Genomic DNA, 24167 nt, shown 5'->3' with positions numbered 1-24167 from the left:
GGCGGCCTACAGTTCGGTGGTGACGTCTGAGGGCAGAAGTACTGAGGGCAACGCGATGCGGCGGTCCCTGCGGCGGGCGGCGGACGGCCGCACGCTCGACGCGACGGAGGCCGCCGTCCTGCTGACCGCGCGCGGCGCGGCCCTGGACGATCTGCTCGGCATCGCCGGTGCGGTCCGCGACGCGGGGCTGGCCGACGCCGGCCGCCCCGGCGTCATCACCTTCTCCAAGAAGGTCTTCATCCCGCTGACCCGGCTGTGCCGGGACCGGTGCCACTACTGCACGTTCGCGACGGTGCCGCACCGGCTGCCGAGCGAGTACCTCGAGATCGAGGAGGTGCTCGCGATCGCCCGGGCCGGCGCCGCCCAGGGCTGCAAGGAGGCCCTGTTCACGCTGGGCGACCGGCCCGAGGAGCGCTGGGACTCGGCGCGGCGCTGGCTGGACGAGCGCGGCTACGACTCGACGCTCTCCTACCTGCGGGCCTGCGCCATCGCGGTGCTGGAGGAGACCGGCCTGCTGCCCCACCTCAACCCCGGCGTGCTGTCCTGGGCCGAGCTGCAGCGGCTCAAGCCGGTCGCGCCGAGCATGGGCATGATGCTGGAGACCACCGCGACCCGGCTGTGGTCCGAGCCCGGCGGCCCCCACTTCGGCTCACCCGACAAGGAGCCCGCCGTGCGCCTCCGGGTGCTCGACGACGCCGGCCGGGTCGGCGTGCCGTTCACCACCGGCATCCTCATCGGGATCGGCGAGACGCTCGACGAGCGGGCCGAGTCGCTCTTCGCGATCCGGCGCACGATGCGCGAGTTCGGCCACATCCAGGAGACGATCGTCCAGAACTTCCGGGCCAAGCCCGACACGGCGATGCGCGGGATGCCCGACGCCGAGCTCCAGGACCTGGCCGCGACGATCGCCGTGGCCCGGCTGGTCCTCGGCCCGAAGGCCCGCATCCAGGCCCCGCCGAACCTGATCGACGACGAGTACGCGCTGCTCATCCGGGCCGGCATCGACGACTGGGGCGGCGTGTCCCCGGTGACGCCGGACCACGTCAACCCGGAGCGGCCCTGGCCGGCCCTCGACGAGCTGGCACGACAGACCAAAGCCGCGGGTTTCGTACTGCGAGAGCGCCTGACCATCTATCCGGAGTACGCGCGCCGCGGCGTCCCGTGGCTGGATGCCCGCCTCACCGCGCACGTCGAGGCGCTGGCCGACCGCGACTCCTTCCTCGCCGACGAGGGCGCGCTGCCGGTGGGCCGGCCGTGGCAGGAGCCGGACGGCGGGCACGAGGACAGCGGGCGCACCGACCTGCACACCGCGATCGACGACGAGGGCCGCAGCGCGGACCGGCGCGGTGACTTCGACACCGTCTACGGTGACTGGACAGCGGTGGCCGGACGGATACGGACGCAGGCTCCCGAGCGTCTGGAATCCGACGTCCACAGTGGACTCGATCTGGCCGCGCACGACCCCGGTGCGCTGCTGCGCCCGGAGCACGAGGCGGCCGCCCTGGCGCTGTTCAATGTGGACGGTGCCGGGCTGGAGGAGCTCGTGCGCATCGCCGACGACCTGCGCCGGGAGGCGGTCGGCGACGACATCACGTATGTCATCAACCGGAACATCAACTTCTCCAACGTCTGCTACGTCGGCTGCCGGTTCTGCGCCTTCGCCCAGCGCGAGCGCGACGCCGACGCTTACCGCCTCTCCTATGAGCAGGTCGCCGACCGGGCCGAGGAGGCGTGGCAGGCCGGCGCGTCCGAGGTCTGTATGCAGGGCGGGATCGACCCGAAGCTGCCGGTCGGGGCCTACGCCGAGCTGGTCCGCGCGATCAAGGCACGGGTGCCGGGCATGCACGTCCACGCGTTCAGCCCGATGGAGATCGTCACCGCCGCGGCGAAGGCCGGCGTGTCGATCCGCGACTGGCTGACCCAGCTCAAGGAGGCCGGGCTCGACACGATTCCCGGGACCGCGGCCGAGATCCTCGACGACGAGGTCCGCTGGGTGCTCACGAAGGGCAAGCTGCCGACGTCGGCGTGGGTCGAGGTGGTGTCGACCGCCCACGAGCTCGGCATCCGGTCGAGCTCCACGATGATGTACGGCCACGTCGACCACCCCGGCCACTGGCTCGGGCACTTCCGGGTGCTGGCCGGCATCCAGGACCGCACCGGCGGCTTCACCGAGTTCGTGGCGCTGCCGTTCGTGCACCACAGCGCGCCCATCTACCTCGCCGGCATCGCGCGGCCGGGCCCGACCCGGCGCGACAACCGCGCGGTGCACGCGATGGCCCGGGTGCTGCTGCACGGCCGCATCCCGAACATCCAGTGCTCGTGGGTGAAGCTCGGCGACGAGGGCACCGTCGCCATGCTCCGCGGTGGCGCCAACGACCTCGGCGGCACGCTGATGGAGGAGACCATCTCGCGAATGGCCGGCTCCGAGCACGGCTCCGCCCGCACCCGCGAGGAGCTGGAGGCGATCGGCCACGCCGCCGGCCGCCCGGTCCGCCGGCGCACGACCGTCTACGGGAGCGTCAGCCGGTCGTAGGGACCATCGCCACCGCGGCCACCAGCCCGCCCAGCAGCAGCAGGCCGAAGATCCGGCGGCCGGGGACGAGCAGCGCCAGCAGGAGCGCGCCGAGTGCGATTTTCACGGGGTGGGTGCGCACCTGCATCACCGGCCAGCCCGCGTGGGGCAGGATCAGCCGCACCGGGCCCACCACCCTGTGGCGGTCGACGGTGGGTGAGTCGGCGGGCGGGTTCGCATCACCCTTGAGCGTCAGCGCTCCGTCGGGGCGCTGGGAAACCACCCGCTGGGTGATGGGGCCCGGCGGTCCGTCGTACGTGACGATCTCGTACTGCGCCACGGACTGGGCGTTGGGGTCCACGAACACGAGATCGCCCGCGTGCATCGCGGGCGCCATGGACTCGGACATCACGACGTAGGGCTTCCAGCCCAGGCCGGCGACGCCGACGGTGAACAGGACGATGGAGACGGCCGCGCCAAGGAGCAGACGACGAATCATGGGCGGGCCGACATGAGGGTAGGTCTCAGCTTTTGCCGCACATCGGCCCCCTTCGGCCGGGCGGCGGGGGCCTTGAGAAAACTTGCCGAGACTCTTCCGGCGCGTCCGGCGTGTCGCCCGTTACCTCGGGCGGGGCTCCGTCGGTATGGGTACGGCACGGGGGTGCAGGCGGTCGCCAGAACGGGCCTATTTAGCAGGTTCGGCTTGACGACGCACGCATTACACGCGTGTAATTTCACGGGGGATGTTCGCTGGGTGAGTCGCAAGAGCCCACCAAGCGGACATAAGGAACACCGCGCCGAGGTACAGCAACCTTGTAGGACATGCGCCTTCCGCGTGGGGGGTTGCGCCGGCACTGACGCCGGTGCGCAAGAAGGAGGCACGCTGATGGACGGCCGACCAGTCGTGGCCGACCTGCTGGGTAACGCTCCGGAGTGGCAAGAGCGCGCCCTGTGTTCGCAGACCGATCCGGAGGCTTTCTTCCCGGAGAAGGGCGGGTCGACGCGCGAGGCCAAGCGCATCTGCTCGCGCTGCGAGGTGCGGGGGGACTGCCTGGAGTACGCGCTGGGGCACGATGAGCGTTTCGGGATCTGGGGGGGACTCTCGGAGCGCGAGCGCCGCAAACTCAAGCGACGCGCCGCATAGCAGGTTCGGATTATCAAGTAAAGGGCGTCGATCTCCTATTTGGGGGTCGGCGCCCTTTTGTATGCGATTCTTTAGGCATCGGGGGGAATCACCCGCAAATGTCCGCGGCGGCCGAGCGGGTGCTGCGTGTCGGGCTCCTCGCGGTGGGGCGCCGGCCGGGCCGCCTCGCGCACCGCCTCGGCGAGCGCTACCAGATCGTCGTTCGTCGGTGGCGGGGGGCCGTACTCACCCTCGTGCCGGACCAGGTCCCAGCCCCGCGGCGCGGTCAGTCCGCGGGCGTGCGACTCGCACAGGTCATAGGAGTGGGGCTCGGCGAACGCGGCCAGCGGACCGACAACTGCTGTCGATTCGGCATAAACGTACGTCAACGTAGCAACGGGCGATCGGGGGCAACCGTTGCGCGAGCATCGACGTGGGGTCCTCACGGCCGAACGGTATCGCTCCGAGCCCCTCGCGTCGTCCTGGAAGGCCCGCGACACGCCGGGGTGACCACGCCGACACGCCCGCTCGGGCGATCCCGCCGCCCGGCGCTACTCTGAACATCGTGGCGAGCCCAGACCGACGACGCAGCGGACCCGGAAGGCGCGGGCGCGATCGGCATGGCCGGGGCCTGCGCGGCCGGTTGGTGCCGGCGTCCCTGCCGATGTCCCGGACCCGCGCCGAGATGTTCGACGACCTCGTCCTCGACTCGGTGGAGCAGCTCGAGCAGCGGTTCTCCCAGGAGCTCGCCGGCGTCGAGTTCGCGGTCGAGGACGTGCCGCCGGACCTCAACGTGTACGACTCCGACGTGCTCGAGGACGGCGAGGTCCCGCTGGCCCGGCTGCTGCCCGGCCGCCCGGGGCGCCACGGCGTGCCGCCCCGGATCGTGCTGTACCGCCGCCCGCTCGAGTTCCGCGCGGCCGACCACGACGACCTGGCCGACCTGGTCCACGACGTGATCCTCGAGCAGGTCGCCAACCTCCTGGGCGTCTCCCCGGACGACCTCGAGGGCTAGCTGGTTTCACACCGGCCACCCCAGCAGGTTCCAGTTCCAGAAGAACCAGGTGACGAGGGCCAGGCCGCCGAGCGACACCACCTGATGGATGCGGCCGCCCGGCCGGGTGCGCGCCCAGCCCCGGATCGTCTCGGCCACCGCCGCGATGAAGCCGAGCACCACCAGGACGGGCAGGGTCAGCAGGGCCAGGAACCACCACGGCGCCCCGTAGATGAAGTCCCGCGAGTGCCAGCCCAGCGTCCACGTCAGCAGGGCCAGGAACACCACACCGAGCAGCGAGGCCGCCGCCGTCAGCGGCCGCCGCCGCAGGCCGGCGAGGGTGCCCAGCGCGATGAGCACGAACGCCGCGAGCACGACGAGGTTGAGCGGCAGTGAGTCGGCCGGGCCCAGCCGCTCGTACTCGGGCCCGTCGGTCGCCACCCGCCCGTCGCGGAACACCAGGTGGTCCTCGCCGTCGCGCTGCGCGTAGAGGCCGCCGCCGACGTCCGCGTATTCGTGGCCCTTGAAGTGCACCGTCCCGTCACCGGCAACGGTCAGCCGCAGCGGGCCGAGCAGCACGAGCAGACGCTCCACTGTGGAGTCGTTGTGCCGCGCCGGCGCGTAGAAGCCCGGCTCCGGCGCGGCGGTGGCGGGAGCCTCGCGGCGCTCGGGAGCCGTCTTCGGGGCGACCCGGTCCATGAAGGCCGCCACCACGTCCAGCGCGTCGGTCGCCCTCGTCGAGTTGAGCGACAGGAACAGGCCGGCGTTGCAGTCCGGCACCAGCAGCAGCAGGCTGGCGAACCCCTCCCAGCCGCCGTCGTGCATGAGGACGCGGTGGCCGTTCATCGTGCGGTCCATGAAGCCGTGGGCGTAGCCGCCCAGCCGGGGGTCGGCCGCGAACGAGCGGGAGTGCATGAGCGCGGCCGTGGCGGGGGAGAGCAGTTTGCCGCCGCCGTCCAGGTGGGCCTTCATGAACTCGGCCATGTCGTCGGCCGAGGCCGTGATGGAGCCGTCCGGGGTCAGCGGGTCGAAGATGAACGGCACGGTGCGCACCGGGGTCTCCTCGGTGTTGTAGCTGCGGGCGGGCGGAAACGGCGGCGGCTCCGTCGCGCTGGTGTTCGCCATGCCGAGCGGGTCCAGGATGTGCTGCTGGACGTAGCGGTCGTAGGGCACCCCGGTCACCTGGGCCACGATGTAGCCGGCGAGCGCGGCGCCGTAGTTGGAGTACGCGGAGACCTCCCCGGGCGGGCGGATCCGCCGCGGCATGTGCGCGGCCAGAAACGCGCCGAGCGGCGGCACGTCCGCGGCCGACCGGGCGCCGGTGCCGATGACCCGGTCCTCGAAGCCGGCGGTGTGGTTCATGAGATCGAGCAGGGTGATCGGCTGCGGATAGGTGGCGGGAATCCGCAACGCGGTGAGGTAGGTGTTCACGTCCGCGTCCAGCCGCAGCCGCCCGGCCTCGACCTGCTGCATGACCGCCGTATAGGTGAACAGCTTCGTGATCGACGCGATGCGCACGCCGGAGGTCCGCGGGTCCATCGGCGTGCGGTGCTCGATGTCGGCCAGGCCGTAGCCCTTGTCGAACACGGTCTGCCCGTTCGCCACCACCGACACCACCGCGCCCGGGATCTCGTCGTTGCGGATGTGCGGCGCGAGCTTCTCGTCGAACAGGCTCCCGACGGCGCGCACGTCCCCGCAGCCGGCCGGTGCCGCGACGGCCGCCTTGACGGTGGGCGCGACGACTGTCATGACGGTGATCGAGGCGACGGCCAGGAGAGCGGGAATCCTTCGCATGGGTTCGAGGGTGGCGGTCCGGGGCCGGGCGCCACATCGGAGCGCGGTCGGCGGGTGACTACGACAAAAGTCGCAGGAGCTCGGCGCGACATCGCGACCGCGGGCTGAGGTACACCGCCGGCAGCGCTTTTAGATTTGGCCCATGACCAGAGAACGCATCGGCGACGCCGCCTGGGTGGTGGCCTCCTTGGCGCTTGCCGCGCTGGCGGTGAAAGGGCATTGGTCGGCGGTACCGGCACCCGTCATCGGCCTCGCCGGCGCACTCGGCAGCGCGGCCCTGTGGTGGCGGCGTCGACGGCCGGTGGCGACCGGGCTGGTGGCCGCGGCCTCCTATGCGCTCTCCGGCAACCCGCTGCCGATCCTGTTCGGCGTCTACTCGGGCGCCGCCCACGCGCCGCGCCCGCGCGCCTGGGTCTTCCCCGTCGCCGGCCTGGCCGGTTACGCCGCCTGGTCGCTCATCGACGCCGGCCGCGTCGCGCCGCAGGACATGGGGGCTGCGGCGCTCGTCGCGCTGCTCCTGGCCGGGCTGGGTGTCTACGTCGCCACCCGCCGCGAGCTGGCCGACTCCTGGCGCGACCGGGCCGAGCGGGCCGACGCCGAGCGCCGCCTGCGCGACGACCGCGCGCGGGCCGACGAGCGCACCCGCATCGCCCGGGAGATGCACGACGTCCTGGCCCACAAGGTCTCCCTCATCGCCCTGCACGCCGGCGCCCTGGAGCTCATCGCCACCGGCGACGACCGCGTCCGCGAGGGCGCCGGCCTGATCCGGGTGACGGCCCGCGAGGCGCTGGAGGAGCTGCGCGAGGTCCTGGGCGTGCTGCAGTCCGCCGCCCCCACCTCCGACCTGCCCGACCTCCCGACGCTCGTGGCCGCCGCGATCCAGGCCGGCCAGCCGGTCACCCTCCACGACGAGGCCGGCGAGCTGCCCCCGGCCACCGCCCGAGTCGTCTACCGCGTGGTCCAGGAAGGCCTGACCAACGCCCGCAAGCACGCCCCCGGCGCCCCGGTCACCGTCTCCCTGACCGCCGGCGACACGCTCGTCGTGGACGTGCGCAATCTCCCGGCCGACGGCCACCACGGGCTGGACCTCCCGGGGACGGGCGCCGGCCTGATCGGCCTCAAGGAGCGCCTGCGCCTGGTCGGCGGCACGGTGGAGGCCGGCCCCGTGGATGATGGCGGATGGTGTCTGACGGCGGAGGTGCCGAGGTGATCGACGTACTGCTCGTCGACGACGAGGCCCTGGTCCGGGCCGGCCTGCGCCTGATCCTGAGCACCGCCGAGGACCTGGCGGTGGTCGGCGAGGCCCCGGACGGCGTGGCCGCGCTGGAGGCGGTGCGGTCACTGCGGCCCGCTGTCGTCCTGATGGACCTGCGCATGCCCAGGATGGACGGCCTCGCCGCGACCGCCGCCATCCGCGCCCTGCCCGACCCGCCGGCGGTGGTGGTCCTGACCACCTTCGACACGGACGACGCCGTGTTCCGCGCCCTGGAGACGGGCGCCACCGGCTTCCTGCTGAAGGACACCCCGCCACCGGAGCTGCTGCGCGCGGTCCGCCTGGCCGCCGCGGGCGACGCCATGCTCTCCCCGGCCGTGACCCGCCGCGTCATCGACCGCTACACGGCCGAGGACCGCACCGCCCGCCGCCGGACCGCCCTCGACCGCCTGGACGCCCTGACCGACCGCGAGCGCGAGGTGCTGATCGAGATCGGCAACGGCCACGCGAACGCCACGATCGCCGCCACCCTCCACATGAGCGAGGCCACCGTCAAGACCCACGTCACCCACCTGTTCGACAAGCTCGCCGCCACCAACCGCGTCCAGCTGGCCATCGCCGCCTTCCGCGCCGGCCTTGTCGACTAGTGCCGGTCCACCAACCTCGGCCGGGCCCGCCGGGCCGCCGCGCGACCGCCTGCCCGGTCAACGCTGATGAGCAGGGCACCGGAGACGTCGGCCGGGCGGGCGCCGGACGCGGTGGCCGGTCAGTCGCCGAGCAGGCGGGACATGAGGGCGGCGCGGCGCGAGGGGCGGCCGGTGCGCGACTCGGCGGCGTCGGCGGCGGCCATGACGCGGAGGCTGGTGTTCACGCCCAGCCAGCGCAGGGGTTCCGGCTCCCACCGGGGGGAGCGGTGGCCGACCCAGGGCAGGTGCACCAGGTCGCTGCGCTCGCCGCGGATCAGGTCGCACAGGGTCCGGCCGGCCAGGTTCGTCGTGCCCACGCCGTCGCCGACGTAGCCGCCGGCCCAGGCCAGGCCCGTCGGCTCGTCCAGGCCCACCGAGGCCATCCAGTCGCGGGCAATGCCCAGCGGGCCGCCCCAGCTGTGGGCGATCGGCACCGCGGCCAGGGCCGGGAACAGTTCGGCAAGCGTGCGGTGCAGGTCGGTGAAGACCCTCGGCTCGCGGTCGAAGGTCGGGTCGACGGTGGAGCCGTAGTGGTACGGGGCGCCGCGGCCACCGAAGGCCAGGCGGTCGTCGGCGGTGCGCTGGCCGTAGATGATGAGGTGGCGGAAGTCGGCGAACGTTTCGCGTCGGGCCAGGCCCGCCTCGGCCCAGAACGCCGGGGGCAGGGGGTCGGTGGCGATCATCAGGGAGTACACCGGGGCTATGGCGCGGCGCAGGCCCGGCAGCTGCGGGGTGAATCCCTCGGTGGCGCGGACGACTATCGGGGCGCGGACCGTCCCGAGCGGCGTTTCGGCGCGGCCGGGGGACAGCCGGGTCACCCGGGTGTGCTCGAAGAGCCGTACGCCCCGCCGTTCGCAGGCCGCCGCGAGGCCGCGGACCAGCTTCGCCGGCTGGATCGCGGCGCAGTGCGGGGTGTAGGTGGCGCCCAGGACGTTCGTGGCGCCGACGCGCGTGCGGGCCTCGTCGGCGGTGAGCAGGTGGAGCTCGACGCCGAAGTGCGCGGCCGCGTCCACCTCGGCGCGGGCGCGGGACAGCTGGGCGGGGGTGCGGGCGAGTGTGACGGTGCCGCCCTTGGCGTAGTCGCAGTCGATGCCCTCCGAAGCGGCGACCCGGCCCACCTCGTCCACTGTGGACTCCATTGCCGCGTTGAGGGCCAGGGCGTCGGCGCGGCCGTATCGGCGGTCCAGATAGGCGACGGACTTGGGGAACAGCGCCGAGCACCAGCCACCGTTGCGGCCGCTGGCGCCGAAGCCGGCCGTCTGCGCCTCCAGGACCGTGATGCGCAGCGATGGGTCGGCCACCGCGAGGTAGTACGCCGTCCAGAGCCCCGTGAACCCGGCGCCGACGATGCACACGTCGGCCTCCGCGTCGCCCGGAAGCGGCGGGCGGGGAGCCTCCGGTGGAAGCACCGACATCCAGAGGCTCATGCTCATGTAACCTCGCCCGGAATCAGCTCGCCGAGCTCGGTGCGGATCGGGATGACGCCTGTCGGCGGGGACCAGCCCTCGTCCTCGGGCGTGGCCTCGGGCCAGCCGTCGCTCACCTTCAGCGACCACTCGTCGAGCGGCAGCCGCAGCACCGACGTCGCCGCCAGCTCTTTGGCCGACGGCGGGCGGATCACCTCCCAGCGGCCGGGCATCAGGTGCTCGGCCACGGCCCGCAGCGCCTCGGTCTTCTCGGTGACCGGGGCGCAGGCGCCGAGGACCATCGCCGAGCGGTAGCGCATCGACGCCTCGAACGCGCTGCGGGCCAGGATCAGCCCGTCGAGCAGGGTGACGGTCAGGCAGCACGGCACGCCCGTGGCCAGGAGGCGGAAGAGGCGGCTGCCGGTCGAGCCGTGGAACAGGACCGACTCGCCGTCGCGGGCGTAGGCCACCGGGATGGCGAACGGATGTCCATCGTGGACAAATGCCACGTGGGCCACCATCCCGGCGTCGAGCACGGCGTGCAGCGCGGCGCGGTCGTGGACCGCCTTGTCGGGGAGGCGGCGGATCCGCGTGCGCTCTACAGGTGCTTCCATGCCTCGGAGAGTACCGAGCGCAGGATCTGCTCGATCTCCGCGAAGTGGCTCTCGTCGCAGATCAGCGGCGGGGCCAGCTGGATGACCGGGTCGCCGCGGTCGTCGGCGCGGCAGTAGAGGCCGGCCTCGAACAGGGCCTTGGACAGGAAGCCGCGCAGCAGGGCCTCGGACTCGGCCTCGGTGAAGAACGGCTTGGTGGCCTTGTCCTTCACCAGCTCGATGCCGAAGAAGTAGCCGTCGCCCCGGACGTCGCCGACGATCGGCAGGTCGTAGAGGCGCTCGAGGTATGAGCGGAACAGCTGCGAATTGGTCCGCACGTGCTCGTTGAGGCCCTCGCGCTCGAAGATGTCGAGGTTGGCCAGGGCCACCGCGGAGCCGACCGGGTGCCCGCCGTAGGTGATGCCGTGGGCGAACCAGCTGCGGGCGTCGAGGAACGGCTGGGCCAGCTTCTCCGAGACGATCATCGCCCCGAGCGGGACGTAGCCGCTGGTGAGGCCCTTCGCGACGGTGATGATGTCGGGCTGGTAGCCATAGCGGACGGCCCCGAAGTATTCGCCGAGGCGGCCGAACGCGCAGATCACCTCGTCGGAGACGAGCAGCACGTCGTAGCGGTCGCAGATCTCGCGGACCCGCTCGAAGTAGCCGGGCGGCGGCGGGAAGCAGCCGCCGGCGTTCTGCACCGGCTCCAGGTACACCGCGGCGACCGTGTCCGGGCCCTCGAACTCGATGGCCTCGGCGATCCGGTTGGCCGCCCAGGTGCCGAACTGCTCCGGGGTCATCGACTCGTCGGGCCGCCGGTAGTAGTTGGTGTTCGGCACCCGGAACGCGCCCGGCACCAGGGGCTCGAAGTCCTGCTTGAGGATCGGCACGCCGGTGATCGACAGGGCGCCCATGGAGGTGCCGTGGTAGGCGATCGACCTGGACAGCACCTTCGTCTTCAGGGGCTTGCCGACCTTCTTGAAGTACGACCGCGCAAGTTTCCAGGCACTTTCGACGGCCTCGGAGCCGCCGGTGGTGAAGAAGACCCGGTTGAGGTCGCCCGGAGCCAGGTCGGTGAGGCGCTCGGCCAGCTCGATCGCCTTGGGGTGGGCGTAGGACCACAGGGGGAAGTAGGCGAGTTCGGACGCCTGCTTGGCGGCGGCCTCGGCGAGCTCGTGGCGGCCGTGCCCGGCCTGGACCACGAACAGCCCGGCCAGGCCGTCGAGGTAGCGCTTGCCGTTGCTGTCGTAGATGTACGCGCCGTCGCCGCGCACGATGACCGGGATCGGGTTGTCCTGGTACGTCGCGAGGCGCGTGAAGTGCATCCACAGGTGCTCGCGCGCGGAGCGGTCGAGCGCGGCGGCGTCGGGCTGCTGGTCGATGGTCATCGGGTCCCCCAGGCGTATGTCTGTTTGGCGAGCTTGAGGTAGACGAAGGTCTCCGTCGCGGTAACGCCGGGGATGCTCCGCACGGTGTCGTTGATCAGGTCGAGCAGGTGCTCGTCGTCGGTGCAGACCAGCTCGACGAGCAGGTCGTAGCCGCCCGCGCAGATCACCACGTAGTCGATCTCGGGGACCGACGCCAGCGACTTGGCGACCGGCCGCAGATCGCCCTCGACCTTCACCCCGATCATCACCTGGCGGGCGAAGCCCAGGGAGAGCGGATCGGTGACGGCGACGATCTGCATGACACCGGTGTCCAGCAGTCGTTGCACGCGCTGGCGCACGGCCGCCTCGGACAGGCCGACGACCTTGGCCAGGGCGGCGTAGGACATGCGGCCATCGCGCTGCAGCTGCTCGATGATCCGCTTGTTGACGTCGTCGAGTACGGGCTCGGACACGTGTGGATTCTTGCTCAGTACCGGCCCTTTGGCAACTAATTCCATGGCTGATCAACGAGTAGTCCACGGAATCGTTAGGGTTGCCCGGCGTCGGAAACCGTTGCACACTGTGGCTCCCTGTTTCGGCGAGGTGACGGCCGTGACGCCACCTTGACGTAATTGCGCTTTTCGTTGTGCGACCGGATCGTGACAACGGAATCCCTTGTGAGTGATGGCACTCCATGTCAGGATCAGTTGCCGGTCAATACCCCCCACTTGTACCGGCGTCGAGATCCATAGGAGCCTCCCGTGCGAAACTCGCCGCTCTCTCCAGAAGCGCAGGCGTTGATCAACGCCACCGGCCTTTCGCGCCGGAACCTCATGCGTGGCCTCCTGGCCGGCGCGGGCATGGTCGCGACCGGCGGGGCGTTGGCCGCCTGCGGCACCAAGCCCGCGAAGAAGAACGAAGCCGAGAAGGCCGCCTGCGTCGGCGCCGACGCCTCCTCCAGCGAGAAGAAGCTCAGCTGGTCCAACTGGCCGCTCTACATCGACGTGGACGCCAACGACGACAAGAAGCGCCCGTCGCTCGACGCGTTCACGCAGAAGACCGGCATCGCGGTCACCTACACCGAGGACGTCAACGACAACAACGAGTTCTTCGGCAAGGTGCGAAACCAGCTCCAGGCGTGCCAGTCGATCGACCGCGACATCATGGTGCTCACCGACTGGATGGCCTCGCGGGTCGTGAACCTGGGCTGGGTCCAGCCGTTCGACCCGGCCAAGGTGCCGAACTTCACCAAGAACCTGCTGTCCACCCTCAAGAACCGGCCGTGGGACAAGGACACGACCCACGCCGCCCCGTGGCAGTCCGGCCTGACCGGCATCGCCTACAACGGCGCGGTCACCGGCGAGGTCCGCTCGATCGACGAGCTGCTGACCCGCCCCGACCTCAAGGGCAAGGTCGCAGTGCTCTCCGAGATGCGCGACACGCTCGGGCTGGTGCTGCTCTCGCTGGGTAAGGACCCGGCCAAATTCACCGACGCCGACTTCGACGCCGCGGTGGAGAAGGTCAAGAAGGCCGTCGACTCCGGCCAGATCCGCAAGTTCACCGGCAACGACTACAAGGAAGACCTGGCCAAGGGCGACATCGCGGCCTGCGTCGCGTGGTCCGGCGACGTCATCCAGCTCGCCGCCCAGGAGGGCTCGAAGGTCACCTGGGTCACGCCCGAGGACGGGCTGATCGTCTGGTCGGACAACATGCTGATCCCGGCTCCGGCGACGCACAAGGCCAACGCCGAGCAGCTCATCGACTACTACTACGACCCGATGATCGCCGCGCAGGTGGCCGCGACGGTCAACTACATCTGCCCGGTGCAGGGCGCGCAGCAGGCGATGGAGAAGGTCAACCCGGACCTGGCCACCAACCCGCTGATCTTCCCGGACGCCGCGACGCTGGCCAAGACCCACTCGTTCCGCGCGCTGAGCGAGGAAGAGGACAAGAAGTACGCCGCCAAGTTCGAAGCCGTATCGGGGGCCTGATACATGGACCTTCGCCTCAGTGGGGTGACCAAGCGGTTCGGCCCCTTCACCGCCGTCGACGACCTGACTCTCACCGTGCCCAGCGGCTCGTTCTTCGCACTGCTGGGCGCGTCCGGATGCGGTAAGACGACCACACTGCGGATGATCGCCGGGCTCGAGGAGCCCACTGAAGGCCAGGTCCTGCTCGGCGACGACGACGTCACCCGGCTGCGGCCCTACCGGCGGCCGGTCAACACGGTGTTCCAGAGCTACGCGCTGTTCCCGCACCTCAACATCGAGGACAACGTCGCGTTCGGCCTGCGCCGGCGCGGCATCAGGAAGTGCACCGACCAGGTGGAGGAGATGCTCCACCTGGTCGACCTCGACGGCTTCGGCAAGCGCCGGCCGGCCCAGCTCTCCGGCGGCCAGCAGCAGCGGGTGGCGCTGGCCCGGGCGCTCATCAACCGGCCTCAGGTGCTGCTGCTCGACGAGCCGCTGGGCGCCCTCGACCTCAAGCTGCGCCGGCAGATGCAGGTCGAGCTCAAGCGCATCCAGACCGAGGTCGGCATCACCTTCGTCCACGTCACCCACGACCAGGAGGAGGCCATGACGATGGCCGACACGGTCGCGGTGATGAACGCGGGGAAGATCGAGCAGCTCGGCGCGCCCGTGGAGATGTACGACTTCCCCGGCACCGCGTTCGTGGCCAACTTCCTGGGCCAGTCGAATCTCCTGGCCGCCTCGGTGACCGGCCGGTCCGGCGACGACCTGCTGCTCGACGCCTACGGCTCCCGCTACTCGGTCCCGGCTCTGCGGGCGCGCTGCGAGGAGGGGACGGTCTGGCTCGGCGTGCGGCCGGAGAAGATGCACCTGAGCACCGGCGAGGTGCCGTCGGGCCACCAGAGCGTGACCGGGATCGTGACCGACTCCTCCTACATGGGGGTCAGCACGCAGTACCTGGTCCGAGCGCCGTGGGGCGAGGAGCTGACGGTCTTCTCGGCCAACTCGGGTGTGGCCCCGCCGCTCGCGGTGGCCAGCGAGGTCACGGTCTTCTGGCGGCCCGACCACGCGTTCCTGCTGCCCCGCCCGGCCGATCAGACACACGCGCCGGTCGTGGACCCGGAGGAAGTGGCGGCATGAGCGGTACGGAGCGAAGCGGAGTGGCCGCTCATCAGTGTTGCAGCTTGGAGCTCGGGCCGTCGCCGGAGCTTGCGGAGGTGTCGGCATGAGCGGTACGGAGCGAAGCGGAGTGGCCGCTCATCAGTGTTGCAGCTTGGAGCTCGGGCCGTCGCCGGAGCCTGCGGAGGCGGCGGCATGAGCGCGCTCGGGCAGTTGGGTGCCGGTGCTCCGGTCAAGCTGGAGAAGCCGCGCCGCCGGTGGCTGCCCTATCTCCTGCTGCTGCCCGGCGGTCTGTGGCTGGTCCTGTTCTTCGCGGTACCGTGCCTGCAGCTCTTCGCCACCAGCCTCTACGACCCCAGCGGGTCACTCGAGGACGGATACGCGATGACCTGGGCGTTCGGCAACTACACCGACGCCATCGTGGAATACCTGCCCCAGTTCGGCCGCTCGCTCTGGTATGCGCTGCTCACCACCGCCTTCGCCCTCCTGCTCGGCTACCCGCTGGCCTACGCGATCGCGCTGAAGGCCGGTCGCTGGAAGAACGTGCTGCTCATCTGCGTCATCGCGCCGTTCTTCACCAGCTTCCTGATCCGCACGCTGGCCTGGAAGGTCATCCTCTCCGACAACGGCACAGTCGTGTCGGTGCTCAACGCGCTGCACGTCCCGCTGCCCGACGGCCGGCTGCTGGCGACGACGCCGGCCGTGATCGCGGGGCTGGTGTACAACTTCCTGCCGTTCATGGTGCTGCCGCTCTACGCCAGCCTGGAGAAGCTCGACCCGCGGCTCATCGAGGCGGCCGGCGACCTCTACGCGCGCCCGGTCGCGCGGTTCACCCGGGTCGTGCTGCCGCTGTCGATGCCCGGAGTCGTGGCCGGCACCCTGCTGACGTTCATCCCGGCGGCCGGCGACTACATCAACGCGCAGCTGCTCGGGACCAACCGGCAGTTCATGATCGGCAATGTCATCCAGTCCAAGTTCCTCAAGGTCGGTGACTACCCGGCCGCCGCCGCGCTGTCGTTCACGCTGATGGCGGCGATCCTGGTGCTGGTGTTCATCTACGTCAAGCGGGCCGGAACGGACGAGGTGCTCTGATGCTCCACCGCCTGCGCCGCGCCGCCGCCGACCACTGGGTCCTCGGGATCGGCCTGCTCGTCCTGCTGTACCTCTTCGTGCCGATCGCCGTCGTGGCCGCGATGTCGTTCCGGGACGCCCGGGCCAACGCCCCCTACACCCTCGACAACTACCGGTTCACGCTCGATCACTGGAAGGACCCGTTCGGCGTGGCCGGCATCGGCGACGCCTTCGCCCGCAGCATCGGCATCGCGTTGCTGGCCACGGTCGTCGCGACGGTGCTCGGCACCCTCATGTCATTCGCCCTGGCCCGGCACGCCTTCCGGGGTCGCGCCGCCACCAATACGCTGATCTTCCTGCCGATGGCGACGCCCGAGATCGTGATGGGCTCCTCGCTGCTGGCGCTGTTCGTCGCGGCCGGCGTCCCGCTCGGCTTCTGGACCGTCGTCATCGCGCACATCATGTTCTGCCTGTCGTTCGTCGTCGTCACCGTCAAGGCCCGCCTGGCCGGCATGGACCCGCGGCTCCAGGAGGCGGCCATGGACCTCTACGCCGACGAGCGGCAGACGTTCCTGCGGGTGACCCTGCCGCTGGTGCTGCCCGGCATCGTGTCGGCCGCGCTGCTGTCGTTCTCGCTGTCGTTCGACGACTTCATCGTCACCAACTTCAACTCCGGCACCGTCGTCACGTTCCCGATGTTCGTGTGGGGCGCCTCCCAGCGCGGGATCCCCCCGCAGATCAACGTCATCGGCACCGCGATGTTCCTGATCTCGTTCCTGATCGTCCTCATTGGACAGCTGCCCCGCCTGCGTCGCCGGAAGTCGGTCTAGCCCCCAAGGCACAACCACCGGGAACCTTCATGCGATTACTCATCGTCGGCGCCGGTGGCGTCGGCACCGCAGCCGCGCGCATCGCCGCCCGGCGCTCCTTCTTCGACCATTGTGTGGTCGCCGACCGCGACCCGGACCGGGCCGAGGCGGCAGTGTCCTCCGTGGACGATCCACGGTTCGCCGCCGCCCTGCTCGACGCCTCGTCCGCCCCCGCCGTCGCCGACCTCTGCCGCAGCCTGCAGATCACCCACGTGCTCAACGCCGTCGACCCCCGCTTCGTGATGTCGGTCTTCACCGGCGCGTTCGAGGCCGGCGCGCACTACCTCGACATGGCGATGTCGCTGTCCCAGCCCCACCCCGAGCGGCCGTACGAGAAGATCGGCGTGCTCCTCGGTGCCGAGCAGTTCGCGCTCGAGGACAAGTGGCAGGCCGCCGACCGCCTCGCCCTCGTCGGGATGGGCGTCGAGCCGGGCCTGTCCGACGTCTTCGCCCGCTACGCCGCCGACCACCTCTTCGCCGAGGTGCACGACATCGGCATCCGTGACGGCTCGGACCTGGTCGTGGAGGGTTACGAGTTCGCACCCTCGTTCTCCATCTGGACCACGATCGAGGAGTGCCTCAACGCTCCGCTCATCTATGAGAAGAATCGCGGGGTGTACGTCACCCGCCCCTTCTCCGAGCCGGAGACCTTCGACTTCCCGGCCGGCATCGGCCCCATCGAGTGCGTGAACGTGGAGCACGAGGAGGTCCTGCTCATCCCCCGCTGGATCGACGTGCGGCGGGTCACCTTCAAGTACGGCCTCGGCCGCGACTTCATCGAGATCCTCAAGACCATCCACAAGCTCGGCCTCGACTCGACGAAGAAGATCCGGGTCGGCGGGGCTGGCGGCGCCCTGGTCTCCCCGCGCGACGTGGTCGCCGCGGTCCTGCCCGACCCGGCGACCCTCGGCGACCGCATGCACGGCCGGACCTGCGCCGGCACCTACGTCACCGGCCTGGGCCGCGACGGACGCCCGCGGGCCACGTACCTCTACCACGTCGTCGACAACGCCTGGACCATGCGGGAGTACGGCTGCCAGGTCGTCGTGTGGCAGACCGCCGTCAACGCCGTGGTCGCGCTCGAACTGCTCGCCGCCGGCGTGTGGCACGGCGCCGGCATCCTGGGCCCGGAGGCCCTCCCGCCGCGGCCCTTTCTGGATCTGCTGACCGAGTACGGCGCGCCCTGGAGTATGCAGGAGCTATGAATCAGTTCGGGCCGAGCTTCTCGTTCCTCGGCGTCCCCTCGTGCGACCTCGCCGCGCTTCCGGACGCCGACGTGGTGATCCTTGGCGCGCCCTACGACGGCGGCACCTCGCACCGCCCCGGCACCCGGTTCGGCCCGCAGGCGATTCGCCAGGCGTGCTACCTGCCCCAGGACGGGTCGAGGCCGTCGCTCGCAATGGGGGTCGACGCGCTGAAGGACCTGCGCGTGTTCGACGCCGGGGACGTGGAGATGTACGCCCCGGAGTCCACCGCCTCCCTGCAGCGGCTGGAGGACGCCGTCTTCGCCGTCGCCGACGCGGGCGCCATCCCGGTCGTCCTGGGCGGCGACCACACCATCGCCTGGCCGGACGCGACGGGCGTGGCGCGCAAGCTCGGTTACGGCCGCGTCTCGATGGTCCACTTCGACGCCCACGCCGACACCGGCGACACCGAATACGGCTCGCTCGTCGGCCACGGCCAGCCGATGCGCCGCCTGATCGAGTCGGGGGCGCTGCGCGGTGACCGGTTCCTGCAGCTGGGTCTGCGCGGATACTGGCCGGAGCCGCAGACCCTGGACTGGATGGCCGGCCAGGGCCTGCGCTCCTACGAGATGACCGAGATCGTCGCCCGTGGGCTCGACGAGTGCCTGACCGAGGCGTTCGCCATCGCCACCGACGAGTGCGACGGGGTCTTCCTGTCCGTGGACGTGGACGTGGTCGACCCGGGCATGGCCCCGGGGACGGGCACCCCGGAGCCGGGCGGCCTGACCTCCCGGCAGCTGCTGGACGCGGTCCGCCGGTGCTGCTACGAGCTGCCGATCGTGGGCGTCGACGTGGTCGAGGTCGCGCCACCCTACGACCACGCCGAGATCACCGCGTTCCTGGCCAACCGCGTGGTGCTGGAGGCCCTGTCAGCCATCGCCCGCCGCCGCCGCGGCGACCCGTGGGACCCGCGCCGGCCGCTCCTCCAGGGCCGCTAGCCCTTCTGGGTGATCCGCGTCAGTCCTGGTCGTCGAGGGCCGAGGCCAGGCGCTCGAGGGCGGTGTGCAACGTGGCGTCGTCAATGACAAGCGGGGGCAGGAAGCGGATCACGTTGCCGTACGTGCCGCAGGTGAGCAGCAGGAGCCCGGCCTCGTGGGCCCGGCGCTGGATCCGGGCGGTTCGGGCCGGGTCCGGGGCCGGGCCCCACGGCTCGGACGAGTCCGGGACCACGATCTCCAGGGCCAGCATCGCGCCGCGGCCGCGGACGTCGCCGATGAACGGGTGCCGGCGCTGCAGTTCGCGCAGCCGCGGGAGCATCACCGACTCGATCCGGCGGGCGGCCGCGGGCAGGTCGAGCTCGTGCATGGTCTCGATCGCGGCGAGCGCGGCCGCACAGGCGATCGGGTTGCCGCCGTAGGTGCCGCCGAGGCCGCCCGGGTGGACGGCGTCCATCAGGTCGGCCCGGCCGGTGACGGCGGCCAGGGGCAGGCCGCCGGCGATGCCCTTGGCCGTCGTGACCAGATCGGGCTCCACGTGCTCGTGGGTGCTGGCGAACCAGTCGCCGGTGCGGCAGAAGCCGGTCTGGATCTCGTCGGCGACGTAGAGCGCGCCGTTGGCCCGGGACCAGTCGGCGAGCGACGGCAGAAAGCCCTCGGCCGGTACCACGAAGCCGCCTTCGCCCTGAATCGGCTCCACGAGGACCGCTGCGACCTGATCGGCCCCGACCTGCTTCTCGATGGTGCTGATCGCCAGGGCGGCGGCGTCCGGCCCGGACCGGCCGTCGCGGAACGGATACGACATCGGCACGCGGTAGACCTCGCCGGCGAACGGGCCGAAGCCGTGCTTGTACGGCATGTCCTTCGCGGTGAGCGCCATCGTCAGGTTGGTCCGGCCGTGGTACGCGTGGTCGAACACGACGACCGCCCGGCGCCCGGTCGCGTGCCGGGCGATCTTCACCGCGTTCTCGACCGCCTCGGCCCCGGAGTTGAACAGGGCCGAGCGCTTCTCGAACGCGCCCGGGGTGAGCGCGTTGAGCTGCTCGCAGACGGCGACGTAGCTCTCGTACGGTGCGATCATGAAGCAGGTGTGGGTGAACCGCTCGGCCTGGCGCTGGACCGCGGCCACCACCCGGGGGCTGGAGCTGCCCACGTTGGTGACAGCGATGCCGGCCGCGAGGTCGATCCACTCGCGGCCGTCGACGTCGGTGAGCGTGCCGTCCGCCGCGTGGTCGACGTAGGACGCCAGCATGCTGCTGACCCCGCGGGCGACGGCGACGGAGCGGCGCTTGTGCAGCTCGGACGAGTTGGACATGGCGGCTACAGCTCGATGTTGTGCATGACGTGCTTGATCCGGGTGTAGTCCTCCAGGCCGTACATGGAGAGGTCCTTCCCGTAGCCGGACTGCTTGAACCCGCCGTGCGGCATCTCGGCCACGATCGGGATGTGCGCGTTGACCCAGACGCAGCCGAAGTCCAGCCGCCGGCTCATCCGCATCGCCCGGCCGTGGTCGCGGGTCCAGACGGAGGACGACAGGCCGTACTCCACGCCGTTGGCCCAGCGCACGGCCTCGTCCTCGTCGGAGAAGCGCTGCACGGTGATGACCGGCCCGAAGACCTCGTCCTGAATGATTTCGTCCTCCTGGCGCAGGCCCGAGACCACGGTGGGGGAGTAGAAGTAGCCCTTGTCGCCCACCCGGGCACCGCCCGTGTCGAGCTTCGCGTGGTCGGGCAGCCGGTCGATGAAGCCGCCGACGCGGGCCAGCTGGTTGGCGTTGTTCAGCGGGCCGTAGAGGATGTCCTCGTCGTCCGGGGCGCCGGTCCGGGTGGCCGCGGCCTGCTCGGCGAGCGCGGCCACGAAGTCCTCGTAGATGCCCGGCCCGGCCAGCACCCGGGTGGCGGCTGTGCAGTCCTGGCCCGCGTTGAAGTAGCCGGCGACCGCGATCGCCTCGGCCGCGGCGGCCAGGTCGGCGTCGTCGAAGATCACCACCGGCGCCTTGCCGCCCAGCTCCAGGTGCGTGCGCTTGAGCGAAGGGGCGGCCGCGGAGGCGACCTCGCGCCCGGCCCGGACCGAGCCGGTGATCGAGACGAACGCCGGGGTCGGGTGGGCGACAAGGGCCCGGCCGGTGTCCCGGTCGCCGGTGACCACGTTGAGCACGCCCGGCGGCAGGAACTCGGCGGCCAGCTCAGCCAGCAGCAGCGACGAGACGGGGGTGGTGTCGGACGGCTTCAGCACGACGGTGTTGCCCGCGGCCAGCGCCGGGGCGATCTTCCACACGGCCATCATCAGCGGGTAGTTCCACGGCGTGACCTGGGCGCAGACGCCGATCGGCTCGCGCCGCACGTAGCTGGTGTGGCCCCGCATGTACTCGCCGGCCGACTTGCCCTCCAGCACCCGGGCCGCGCCCGCGAAGAACCGGATCTGGTCGACCGATGGCGGCAGCTCCTCGCTGGCGGTCAGCGCCCGCGGCTTGCCGGTGTTGCGCACCTCGGCGTCGACGACCTCGGCCGCCCGGTCCTCGAGCGCGTCGGCCAGCTTCAGCAGGGCCCGCTGCCGCTCGGACGGGGTCGCGTCGCGCCAGGTCTCGAACGCCTTGGCCGCGGCCCGCATGGCGCGGTCGACGTCCTCGGCGCCGGAGATCGGGGCGGAGGCAAACACCTCGCCGGTGGAGGGGTCGATGAGGTCGGAGTAACGGCCGTCGACCGGGCTGGTGTAGGCACCGTCGACAAAGTTCTGCAGCTGCTTGGTCATGTCCACTCCCTTGAGTGCCGGCAGGGACATCTTTCCATCGAATCCGCAGCACACAAGCCCTCGGGCAACTGTTTCCGTCGGAGTTAGGGTGGAGCGGTGACCCCGTTCTTCATTGCCGGACGCCCGGCAGCCAGCGACGACGCCGTCGAGATCCGCCACCCCTACGACGGGCGTCCGGTCGGCACCACCTCCAACGCCACCCCGGAGCAGGTCGAGGCGGCGGTCGCCGCGGCGGCTGCCGTCGCCCCCGAGGCCGCCGCCCTGCCCGCGCACGCCCGGGCCGCCGCGCTCGACCACGTCAGCGCCCGGCTCAAGGAGCGCGCCGACGAGGTCGCCCGGCTCATCACCGCCGAGAACGGCAAGCCGCTGAAGTGGTCGCGGGGCGAGGTCGCCCGGGCCGTCTCGACGTTCCGCTGGGCCGCCGAGGAGGCCCGCCGCTTCTCGGGCACCCTCCAGCGGCTGGACACCGACGCCGCCGCGACCGGCCGCCTCGCCGTGGTCCGGCGGGTGCCGCGGGGCCCGGTGCTCGGGATCTCCCCGTTCAACTTCCCGCTCAACCTGGTCGCGCACAAGGTTGCTCCGGCCCTCGCCGCCGGCGCGCCGATCGTGCTCAAGCCGGCCCCGGCCACCCCGCTCAGCGCGCTGCTGCTCGGCGAGATCCTCGCCGAGACCGACCTGCCCGCCGGGGTGTGGTCGATCGTGCCGATCCCGAACGACCGCGCCGCCGCCCTGGTCGCCGACCCCCGGCTGCCGGTCGTGTCGTTCACCGGGTCCGGCCCGGTCGGCTGGCAGATCCGTGACGCCGTGCCGCGCAAGCACGTCACGCTCGAACTGGGCGGCAACGCGGCCGTCGTGGTCTGCGAGGACTACGACGACCTCGACTGGGCGGCGACCCGGATCGCCACGTTCTCCAATTACCAGGCTGGACAGAGCTGCATTGCCGTGCAGCGGGTGTACGTCCACCAGCGCCACTACGACGCGCTGGCCGAACGGGTCGTGGCGGCGGTGGAGGCCCAGCGCACCGGCGACCCGAACGACGAGCAGACCGACGTCGGCCCGCTGATCAGCGAGGACGCGGCCAAGCGGGTCGAGGCCTGGGTGAGCGAGGCGGTCGCCGCGGGCGCGAAGCTGCTCACCGGCGGGGCCCGCGACGGCGCCTCCTACGCCCCGACGGTCCTGGCCGCGGCGCCGGCCGACGCCAAGGTCACCGCCGAGGAGGTCTTCGGGCCGGTGCTGGTGCTGGAGCGGGTCGCCTCCGACGCCGACGGGTTCGCCGCGGTCAACGCCTCGCAGTACGGGCTGCAGGCCGGGGTCTTCACCCGGCGCCTGGACCGCGCCTTCGAGGCCCAGCGGGTGCTCGAGGTCGGCGGCGTCATCGTCGGGGACGTCCCCAGCTACCGGGCCGACCAGATGCCCTACGGCGGGGTCAAGGGCAGCGGCATCGGCCGCGAGGGCCTGGCCAGCGCCATGGCCGACTACACCGAGGAGCGGGTGATGGTCCTCACCGGCCTGCAGCTGTAGAAGGAGTTCACTCCCACGCCTCTCGATGTTCACTGGAGGACGACGAGCCGGGCGGGCGTTCGGCGGTCTCGAAGAGCTTGGCGTCGAACACGTCGGGCTCCAGGAAGATGAAGCACTCGTAGCTCAGCTCGTCGCGGACGGCCTTCTCGGCCCGGTTGATGGCCTGGGCGACGTGGGCCATCGTCTCGTTCGCCCGCACCGCCACCTTGGCCGCGATCAGCAGTTCGTCGGGGCCGAGGTGCATGGTGCGCAGGTGGATCATGCGCTCGATCAGCGGCTCGCGCTCGATCGCCGCCTCGATCGCCAGCAGGGTGCCGTTGTCGGCCGACTCGCCGATGAGCAGGCTGCGCATCCGCTGCGACAGGGTGATCGAGATAACGACGAGCAGCGCACCGATCGCGAGGGTGCCGACCGCGTCCCAGCGCCCGTCGCCGGTGATGACGGCGAGTGTGACGCCGACGAAGGCGAAGGTCAGGCCGGTCAGCGCGCCGAAGTCCTCGGCCAGCACGACCGGCAGCTCGGGGGAGCGGGTGGTGCGGATGAACCGCAGCCAGGGTGCGCCGCGGCGGGACGGCTGGGCCTCGTGGACGGCCGTGCGCAGCGAGAACGACTCCAGCACCACCGAGACGCCGAGCACCGCGAAGGCCCAGATCGGGTCCTCGACCGGCTCCGGGCTGTGCAGCTTCTCGTACCCCTCGAAGAGCGCGAACACCCCGCCGACCAGGAAGATCACCAGGGTGACGAGGAAACCGTAGAAGTATCGGAACCGTGCGTAACCGAACGGGTGCAGCTGGCTCGCCCGGCGCTGGGCGCGCCGCCCGCCGACAAGCAGCAGCACCTGGTTGGCGGTGTCGGCAACGGAGTGCACAGCCTCCGCGAGCAGGGACGATGAGCCGGTGAACAGAAACGCGACGAACTTCGAGACCGCGATGCCGAGGTTCGCGGCCAGAGCCGCGACGATCGCCCGCAGGGAATTGCCTTCCTCCGCCATGCCTCATC

General features: G+C 71.3%; 22 protein-coding genes. 12 read left to right on the top strand and 10 right to left on the bottom strand.

Annotation, left to right across the window (positions count from 1 at the left end; all coding sequences use genetic code 11):
- Positions 1-55: 55 nt before the first annotated feature.
- Positions 56-2533, top strand: a complete 2478-nt coding sequence (locus Dvina_RS48765; RefSeq protein ID WP_223106145.1) for a bifunctional FO biosynthesis protein CofGH — start codon at positions 56-58, stop codon at positions 2531-2533.
- Here Dvina_RS48765 and Dvina_RS48760 read toward each other — a convergent pair.
- Entirely contained in the window at positions 2520-3011 is a 492-nt protein-coding gene (locus Dvina_RS48760) for a signal peptidase I (protein ID WP_223098742.1), read from the bottom strand. The two genes, Dvina_RS48765 and Dvina_RS48760, sit on opposite strands and share 14 nt — an antisense overlap.
- 387 nt (positions 3012-3398) lie before the next feature.
- On the opposite strand from Dvina_RS48760, the gene Dvina_RS48755 reads away from it, so the two are divergent.
- Entirely contained in the window at positions 3399-3656 is a 258-nt protein-coding gene (locus tag Dvina_RS48755) for a WhiB family transcriptional regulator (protein ID WP_223098741.1), read from the top strand.
- A gap of 71 nt (positions 3657-3727) precedes the next feature.
- On the opposite strand, the gene Dvina_RS48750 is transcribed toward Dvina_RS48755, so the two are convergent.
- Complete coding sequence (locus Dvina_RS48750) at positions 3728-4081, bottom strand: DUF3499 domain-containing protein (RefSeq protein WP_223098740.1); 354 nt, start codon at positions 4079-4081, stop codon at positions 3728-3730.
- 119 nt (positions 4082-4200) lie between these two features.
- Between Dvina_RS48750 and Dvina_RS48745 the strand changes: the two genes are divergently transcribed.
- Positions 4201-4650, top strand: coding sequence for a metallopeptidase family protein (locus Dvina_RS48745; protein WP_223098739.1), 450 nt, complete (start codon positions 4201-4203; stop codon positions 4648-4650).
- A 6-nt stretch (positions 4651-4656) separates the two neighbouring features.
- On the opposite strand, the gene Dvina_RS48740 is transcribed toward Dvina_RS48745, so the two are convergent.
- Entirely contained in the window at positions 4657-6423 is a 1767-nt protein-coding gene (locus tag Dvina_RS48740; protein WP_223098737.1) for a serine hydrolase domain-containing protein, read from the bottom strand.
- 142 nt (positions 6424-6565) lie between these two features.
- Between Dvina_RS48740 and Dvina_RS48735 the strand changes: the two genes are divergently transcribed.
- Together Dvina_RS48735 and Dvina_RS48730 are read left to right on the top strand one after the other, a co-directional pair.
- Positions 6566-7633, top strand: coding sequence for a sensor histidine kinase (locus Dvina_RS48735; RefSeq protein WP_223098735.1), 1068 nt, complete (start codon positions 6566-6568; stop codon positions 7631-7633).
- A complete protein-coding gene (locus Dvina_RS48730; RefSeq protein ID WP_223098731.1) occupies positions 7603-8283 on the top strand; it encodes a response regulator in 681 nt (226 codons plus the stop codon). The genes Dvina_RS48735 and Dvina_RS48730 overlap by 31 nt, the downstream gene beginning before the upstream one ends.
- A 119-nt stretch (positions 8284-8402) precedes the next feature.
- Here Dvina_RS48730 and Dvina_RS48725 read toward each other — a convergent pair whose 3' ends face one another.
- Genes Dvina_RS48725 through Dvina_RS48710 form a run of 4 tightly spaced genes read right to left on the bottom strand, consistent with a single transcriptional unit; the run spans position 8403 to position 12206 of the window.
- Positions 8403-9749 (bottom strand): NAD(P)/FAD-dependent oxidoreductase, encoded by a 1347-nt coding sequence (locus Dvina_RS48725; RefSeq protein WP_223098727.1) that lies wholly within the window; start codon positions 9747-9749, stop codon positions 8403-8405.
- A 2-nt stretch (positions 9750-9751) separates the two neighbouring features.
- Positions 9752-10342 (bottom strand): pyridoxamine 5'-phosphate oxidase family protein, encoded by a 591-nt coding sequence (locus Dvina_RS48720; RefSeq protein ID WP_223098723.1) that lies wholly within the window; start codon positions 10340-10342, stop codon positions 9752-9754.
- Positions 10327-11709: an aspartate aminotransferase family protein gene (locus tag Dvina_RS48715; protein ID WP_223098720.1), complete on the bottom strand. Its 1383-nt coding sequence runs from the start codon at positions 11707-11709 to the stop codon at positions 10327-10329. Before Dvina_RS48715 ends, Dvina_RS48720 begins: the two co-directional genes overlap by 16 nt.
- Entirely contained in the window at positions 11706-12206 is a 501-nt protein-coding gene (locus Dvina_RS48710; protein WP_223098718.1) for an Lrp/AsnC family transcriptional regulator, read from the bottom strand. Before Dvina_RS48710 ends, Dvina_RS48715 begins: the two co-directional genes overlap by 4 nt.
- 243 nt (positions 12207-12449) lie before the next feature.
- On the opposite strand from Dvina_RS48710, the gene Dvina_RS48705 reads away from it, so the two are divergent.
- The 6 genes from Dvina_RS48705 (at position 12450) to speB (ending at position 18899) form a co-directional block, all read left to right on the top strand.
- Complete coding sequence (locus Dvina_RS48705; RefSeq protein ID WP_246655810.1) at positions 12450-13679, top strand: polyamine ABC transporter substrate-binding protein; 1230 nt, start codon at positions 12450-12452, stop codon at positions 13677-13679.
- 3 nt (positions 13680-13682) lie between these two features.
- Complete coding sequence (locus tag Dvina_RS48700) at positions 13683-14798, top strand: ABC transporter ATP-binding protein (RefSeq protein ID WP_223098716.1); 1116 nt, start codon at positions 13683-13685, stop codon at positions 14796-14798.
- A gap of 174 nt (positions 14799-14972) precedes the next feature.
- A complete protein-coding gene (locus Dvina_RS48695) occupies positions 14973-15869 on the top strand; it encodes an ABC transporter permease (RefSeq protein WP_223098714.1) in 897 nt (298 codons plus the stop codon).
- Complete coding sequence (locus Dvina_RS48690) at positions 15869-16678, top strand: ABC transporter permease (RefSeq protein WP_223098712.1); 810 nt, start codon at positions 15869-15871, stop codon at positions 16676-16678. Before Dvina_RS48695 ends, Dvina_RS48690 begins: the two co-directional genes overlap by 1 nt.
- 29 nt (positions 16679-16707) lie before the next feature.
- On the top strand, positions 16708-17922 hold the full coding sequence (locus Dvina_RS48685) for a saccharopine dehydrogenase family protein (RefSeq protein WP_223098710.1): 1215 nt from the start codon (positions 16708-16710) through the stop codon (positions 17920-17922).
- A complete protein-coding gene (gene speB / locus Dvina_RS48680; protein WP_223098708.1) occupies positions 17919-18899 on the top strand; it encodes an agmatinase in 981 nt (326 codons plus the stop codon). Before Dvina_RS48685 ends, speB begins: the two co-directional genes overlap by 4 nt.
- 19 nt (positions 18900-18918) lie before the next feature.
- On the opposite strand, the gene gabT is transcribed toward speB, so the two are convergent.
- Positions 18919-20211, bottom strand: coding sequence for a 4-aminobutyrate--2-oxoglutarate transaminase (gene gabT, locus Dvina_RS48675; RefSeq protein ID WP_223098705.1), 1293 nt, complete (start codon positions 20209-20211; stop codon positions 18919-18921).
- A 5-nt stretch (positions 20212-20216) separates the two neighbouring features.
- The gene (locus tag Dvina_RS48670; protein ID WP_380026747.1) at positions 20217-21647 is read right to left on the bottom strand and encodes a gamma-aminobutyraldehyde dehydrogenase; all 1431 of its coding nucleotides are present in this window, start codon (positions 21645-21647) and stop codon (positions 20217-20219) included.
- A 96-nt stretch (positions 21648-21743) separates the two neighbouring features.
- Between Dvina_RS48670 and Dvina_RS48665 the strand changes: the two genes are divergently transcribed.
- Positions 21744-23168 carry an aldehyde dehydrogenase family protein gene (locus tag Dvina_RS48665; protein WP_223098702.1) on the top strand — a complete coding sequence of 475 codons (1425 nt, stop codon included), beginning with the start codon at positions 21744-21746 and terminating at the stop codon, positions 23166-23168.
- A 7-nt stretch (positions 23169-23175) separates the two neighbouring features.
- Here the strand turns inward: Dvina_RS48665 and Dvina_RS48660 are convergent, their stop codons facing one another.
- Positions 23176-24159, bottom strand: coding sequence for a cation diffusion facilitator family transporter (locus Dvina_RS48660; protein WP_223098699.1), 984 nt, complete (start codon positions 24157-24159; stop codon positions 23176-23178).
- Between the last annotated feature and the right edge of the window lie 8 nt (positions 24160-24167).

This window comes from Dactylosporangium vinaceum, from assembly GCF_019904175.1.
Taxonomy (GTDB): Bacteria; Actinomycetota; Actinomycetes; order Mycobacteriales; family Micromonosporaceae; genus Dactylosporangium; species Dactylosporangium vinaceum.
This window is presented reverse-complemented; position numbering and strand designations above follow the sequence as displayed.

Excerpts from the sequence above, each read along its gene's own strand:
- Dvina_RS48670 (WP_380026747.1), bottom strand. The coding sequence starts at position 21,647 with ATGACCAAGCAGCTGCAGAACTTTGTCGACGGTGCCTACACCAGCCCG.
- Dvina_RS48685 (WP_223098710.1), top strand. The coding sequence starts at position 16,708 with ATGCGATTACTCATCGTCGGCGCCGGTGGCGTCGGCACCGCAGCCGCG.
- speB (WP_223098708.1), top strand. The coding sequence starts at position 17,919 with ATGAATCAGTTCGGGCCGAGCTTCTCGTTCCTCGGCGTCCCCTCGTGC.
- Dvina_RS48715 (WP_223098720.1), bottom strand. The coding sequence starts at position 11,709 with ATGACCATCGACCAGCAGCCCGACGCCGCCGCGCTCGACCGCTCCGCG.
- Dvina_RS48725 (WP_223098727.1), bottom strand. The coding sequence starts at position 9,749 with ATGAGCCTCTGGATGTCGGTGCTTCCACCGGAGGCTCCCCGCCCGCCG.
- Dvina_RS48740 (WP_223098737.1), bottom strand. The coding sequence starts at position 6,423 with ATGCGAAGGATTCCCGCTCTCCTGGCCGTCGCCTCGATCACCGTCATG.
- Dvina_RS48720 (WP_223098723.1), bottom strand. The coding sequence starts at position 10,342 with ATGGAAGCACCTGTAGAGCGCACGCGGATCCGCCGCCTCCCCGACAAG.
- Dvina_RS48760 (WP_223098742.1), bottom strand. The coding sequence starts at position 3,011 with ATGATTCGTCGTCTGCTCCTTGGCGCGGCCGTCTCCATCGTCCTGTTC.
- Dvina_RS48695 (WP_223098714.1), top strand. The coding sequence starts at position 14,973 with ATGAGCGCGCTCGGGCAGTTGGGTGCCGGTGCTCCGGTCAAGCTGGAG.
- Dvina_RS48735 (WP_223098735.1), top strand. The coding sequence starts at position 6,566 with ATGACCAGAGAACGCATCGGCGACGCCGCCTGGGTGGTGGCCTCCTTG.
- Dvina_RS48700 (WP_223098716.1), top strand. The coding sequence starts at position 13,683 with ATGGACCTTCGCCTCAGTGGGGTGACCAAGCGGTTCGGCCCCTTCACC.
- gabT (WP_223098705.1), bottom strand. The coding sequence starts at position 20,211 with ATGTCCAACTCGTCCGAGCTGCACAAGCGCCGCTCCGTCGCCGTCGCC.
- Dvina_RS48710 (WP_223098718.1), bottom strand. The coding sequence starts at position 12,206 with ATGGAATTAGTTGCCAAAGGGCCGGTACTGAGCAAGAATCCACACGTG.
- Dvina_RS48730 (WP_223098731.1), top strand. The coding sequence starts at position 7,603 with ATGGTGTCTGACGGCGGAGGTGCCGAGGTGATCGACGTACTGCTCGTC.
- Dvina_RS48765 (WP_223106145.1), top strand. The coding sequence starts at position 56 with ATGCGGCGGTCCCTGCGGCGGGCGGCGGACGGCCGCACGCTCGACGCG.
- Dvina_RS48755 (WP_223098741.1), top strand. The coding sequence starts at position 3,399 with ATGGACGGCCGACCAGTCGTGGCCGACCTGCTGGGTAACGCTCCGGAG.
- Dvina_RS48660 (WP_223098699.1), bottom strand. The coding sequence starts at position 24,159 with ATGGCGGAGGAAGGCAATTCCCTGCGGGCGATCGTCGCGGCTCTGGCC.
- Dvina_RS48690 (WP_223098712.1), top strand. The coding sequence starts at position 15,869 with ATGCTCCACCGCCTGCGCCGCGCCGCCGCCGACCACTGGGTCCTCGGG.